Below are 4,440 nucleotides of genomic sequence, written 5' to 3'. Positions count from 1 at the left end.
GCCTTTGTTTTTGGGAGAAGAAAAGATGAAGTTTTTCTAAAACTCAAAAAGCTATTAGAACCATTCAAAATAGGAAAATATTATACAGATAATTGGGGCCCGTATAGTAAAAACCTAGATGAAAACAAGCATGAAATTGGAAAGAGAAATACGCAAACAATTGAGAGAAAAAATCTTATTTTAAGAACAAGAGTTAAGAGACTTACTTGAAAAACTATCTGTTTCTCTAAGTCTATCAAAATGCATGATATTGTTATTGGTCTCTTAATTAATGTTTTGGATTTTGGACTTTTGTTATAATGAAAAATTATATCAACGGAATTGGTACACTACCAACATATTAATATAATCTAAATTAAACTACCTAATTCTTATTTTTTTATCCTATTCAACTTCTCAATGTGAAAAATATTATCACTACTATTCACTCAACCTCTTAATATCTGCACCCAAAGACAAAAGCTTCCCCTCCAAATTATCATACCCTCTATCGAGATGATAGATGCGGTGAACATTGGTCACACCCTCTGCGACTAATCCTGCAAGAACAAGTGCCGAACTAGCTCTTAGGTCTGTTGCCATCACATCAGCACCATAGAGTTCAGCCACAGGACGAACAGCCGCTACGCTTCCTTTGAGCCAAATATCAGCCCCAAGACGATTAAGCTCACTCACATGCATAAAACGATTCTCAAAGAGTCGCTCTTATATCAGACTATCTCCCACAGCCATCGTGGCTACTGCCATAAACTGTGCCTGCATATCTGTTGGGAAACCAGGGTACTCTGAGGTAATTACACTGACAGGTTTTAGTCTTTTTGTAGAGTGAATCGTTATCTTATCTCCATCAATATCAAAACTACACCCCATAGCCTCTAGTTTATTTATAGAGGTCTGTATATGTGTGGGATTTGCTTTTTCTATAGTGATAGATGAACCTGTAATTGCCCCTGCACAGAGGTATGTACCTGCTTCGATTCTATCAGGGATAATCTCTACCGTTTTAAACTCCAAAGGCTTCTGCCCTGTTCCCTTTATCGTAAGAGTTGCTGTTCCAATCCCCTCAATTTTTACTCCTGCATCGGCTATCATCTCACAGAGTTGTACAATCTCTGGCTCTTTTGCCGCATTTACTATGGTTGTAGTACCATGAGCAAGTGAAGCCGCCATAATGATATTTTCAGTCCCACCAACGGTTATCTTATCAAATATTACTTTTGCACCCTGCAAACCATTGGGGGCAACGGCTCTGACATATCCACCTTTTATCTCTATCTTCGCTCCCATAGCCTCAAGTGCTTTTAGATGCAAATCAATTGGGCGTTGACCTATTGCACATCCCCCAGGTAGACTCACCTCGCACTCACCAAATCTAGCCAAAAGAGGGCCCAATACCAAGATAGAGGCTCTCATCTGTGATACAATCTCATAGACAGCTTTGGTTGAGTTCATCGTTCCATTATTTACTTTTGCAACTGTACCTTTATGGTCAACCTCTCCACCCAATATAGTGAGTAGTTTTAGTAGTGTTCTTATATCAACAACATTTGGAAGGTTTGTAAGTTCCACAGGTTTGTCAGAGAGTATGGTAGCCGCGATAACAGGAAGAGCAGAGTTTTTTGCACCAGAGATTTTGATAGAGCCACTTAGCTTGGCTCCACCTTTTATTTGTAAATAGTCCATTATATATCCAATATTAATTTTTGCAATTTTATCTAAATTATGTTAAGTATAGTATATAATGTTAAAAAATATCAAGAGTGTAAATCGTTTCGATTGGTTACATTCTTAAAATTGTATTTACATGTTTTACATTAAGCTTAAATACTCTAAACCCTTCTAAACACGATTATTACACGATTTGGAACTTAATAATTTTAAACATATCAATTAATATTTTATGAATTTCGACAATCTATTTAAGGTTCAAATTAAGAGAATTATGTTAAAGTTTGACATTGATTGATTCTAATCTTTTTAATTATTTTAGAACAACAACAAATAATATAACAAGGAAAAACTAATGCAAATAGATTTATCAGCAGAAGCACTTTTGTCACAACTTGGATACTCAAAAACAGAGAATTCAGTAGAACAGATGGAAAAAATTATAGACAATACTAGTGAGTTTGATAGATTTTCAAAACACTTGCTGTCGTTAAATGATCATTTAGCACCAATTAAAGGTTTTATTGGGATGTCAAGTAGTCAAGACAATTTAAAGATAAAAGGTAGTGATTGCATAGCAATGGAGATTTGTGAAGAGTTTAGAGATACCGTTGAGAATTGGGCAGATAAGTATAAAGTAGAGATAGAAAAAGTAAAAGATAAACCAACATACTACATCATCGGTCACAAATAATTAATGCCACTTAGCACTCTCAATGAGGAGCAGTTAAGTGCTGCAACTGCACCTATGGGCAATAATTTGATTATTGCCTCAGCAGGAACAGGAAAAACATCTACTATCGTTGGGCGAATCGCTCATCTACTTCACTCTGGCGTAGAGCCTTCCAAAATATTACTATTAACTTTTACAAACAAAGCTGCAGGTGAGATGCTAGAGCGAGTTGGAAGATTTTTCCCATCTACTATTGTCAAAGAGATTGAATCTGGAACCTTTCATGCAGTGAGCTACCGATGGCTAAAGCAGATGAACAGAAATATTGCACTCAAACAGCCAAGTGAGCTAAAAACTCTATTTCGTAGTATCTATGAAAAACGGCAGTTCAAACGACTAAACACGGATGTGGATGCTTTCTCTTCAACCTATCTCTATGAACAGTATAATCTATATCAAAACGCATCACTGGATGGCTTTGATATATGGTTTATCGAGAAATATCCTGACCATCAACCACTTATAGATGTATATATGAATATTATTGATGAGTACGAAGATACAAAAGAGCAGTTTGGTTTTGTCTCTTTTAATGACCTACTTTTGAAAATGCGTCAATCTCTTTTGGAAGAGAAACGAGAGATGAACGAAGTTTTGGTCGATGAGTATCAAGATACAAATACATTACAAAATGCATTAATAGACTCTCTACAGTCCAATTCTCTCTTTTGTGTGGGTGATTATGACCAGAGTATCTACGCTTTTAATGGTGCGAACATTCAAAATATTGCAACATTTGGTTCGCGATATAAAAATGCAACTGTCTTTACCTTAAGTAAAAACTACCGTTCCACGGCTTCAATCCTCTCTCTTGCAAACAGAGTAATAGAGCGAAATGAGCGAATCTACCCTAAAAAACTAGAGGTAACAAAAAAGGGCAAAAATCATCCACCAAGACTCATGGCATACCCTGAACTCTTTGACCAGTACCAAGCCATCTCTCGAAATATCAAAAACTCCTATACTCCGAGCAATGATATAGCCGTTATATTTAGAAATAACGCCTCTGCTGATGGTGTCGAAGCGAGTTTGAGAGAGCTAGGAATCAACTGCAAAAGAAAAGGTGGCAATAGCTTTTTTGAAGCTAAAGAGGTAAAATTTCTGCTTGATGTAGCTTCACTTAGAGTTAACCCAAAAGATATGATGGCATTTATCCATATCTTTGAGTATGGAAAAGGGATTGGCACAGCTGTAGCCAAAGAGATGTTTGAGTGCTTTAGACACTTTGGAGAAGGAAATCTATATGTTGGTATGCTATCTCCAAGAGTTTTTACTCTACCAAAACTTCATCCCACAAAAAATATGCAACTAGGGCTTTTTGATGATGATACACAGATAGGCTCTATGAGTCGTTTTTCTCATCTACCTCTAAGTGAAGAGATAAAATCAAACCCTATACTAAAACATCCAAAACTAACAGATGATGGTCTAATGTTTTTCAAAGCATATCATGACTTTCTGAAATCTATTAGAAATGTTAAACAACCCAAAACTTTGCTTATCAAGCTCATAAACTCTCCACTATATCAGGCTGTGGTTGAGTCGTTAGCAACCCAGAGAGGAAAGCTAAAATCAGGTGAGATAGACAGTGAAAAAAAAGCTCTAGCAAAAGAGAGGATAGCAAGAAAAGCTAGACTCCTTAGTGATTTGGCATCACACTACAAGGATATTGATAGATTTGTCAACGCAATGGTCTTGGGTGGAAACGAACTAAGTGAAGGGGATGGAGTTAATCTGCTGACAGTTCATGCGAGTAAAGGGCTGGAGTTCACAGAGGTCTATGTCACCGACCTTATGGATGGTCGATTCCCTAATACTAAACTTATGGGCAAAGGTGGAAGTTTGGATGAGGAGAGACGGCTCTTTTATGTGGCTGTCACTCGTGCAAAAGAGAAGCTATTTCTCTCATTTGCTAAATATGATAGAGTTAAAAAACTTGATTTTAAACCTTCACCGTTTCTATATGAGGCAGGATTGTTGAAGAGTATAGGTTAAGTAGTAGTATCATATATTATTTCTAATTTTTATTTGTAAATTTT

Annotated in this window: 3 protein-coding genes and 1 pseudogene; 3 read left to right on the top strand and 1 reads right to left on the bottom strand. The window is 36.5% G+C overall.

What is annotated here, in order from left to right:
• A partial coding sequence (locus GSY74_RS00780) for an IS1 family transposase (protein ID WP_370518751.1) occupies window positions 1-210 on the top strand: 210 nt, incomplete at its 5' end.
• Window positions 211-420: 210 nt separating this feature from the next.
• Here GSY74_RS00780 and murA read toward each other — a convergent pair.
• Window positions 421-1,683 (bottom strand): annotated as a pseudogene (gene murA, locus GSY74_RS00775) (UDP-N-acetylglucosamine 1-carboxyvinyltransferase).
• Window positions 1,684-2,023: 340 nt separating this feature from the next.
• Between murA and GSY74_RS00770 the strand changes: the two are divergent.
• Window positions 2,024-2,362, top strand: a complete 339-nt coding sequence (locus GSY74_RS00770; protein WP_164663194.1) for a hypothetical protein — start codon at window positions 2,024-2,026, stop codon at window positions 2,360-2,362.
• 3 nt (window positions 2,363-2,365) lie between these two features.
• Window positions 2,366-4,396, top strand: a complete 2,031-nt coding sequence (locus tag GSY74_RS00765; protein WP_164663193.1) for an ATP-dependent helicase — start codon at window positions 2,366-2,368, stop codon at window positions 4,394-4,396.
• Window positions 4,397-4,440 lie beyond the last annotated feature (44 nt).

Origin of the sequence: Sulfurovum sp. bin170 (genome assembly GCF_010892395.1) — a bacterium.
Classification (GTDB): Bacteria; Campylobacterota; Campylobacteria; order Campylobacterales; family Sulfurovaceae; genus UBA1140.
The sequence above is the reverse complement of the archived record's forward strand: the minus strand, read 5'-3'. Positions and strand labels throughout refer to the sequence as shown.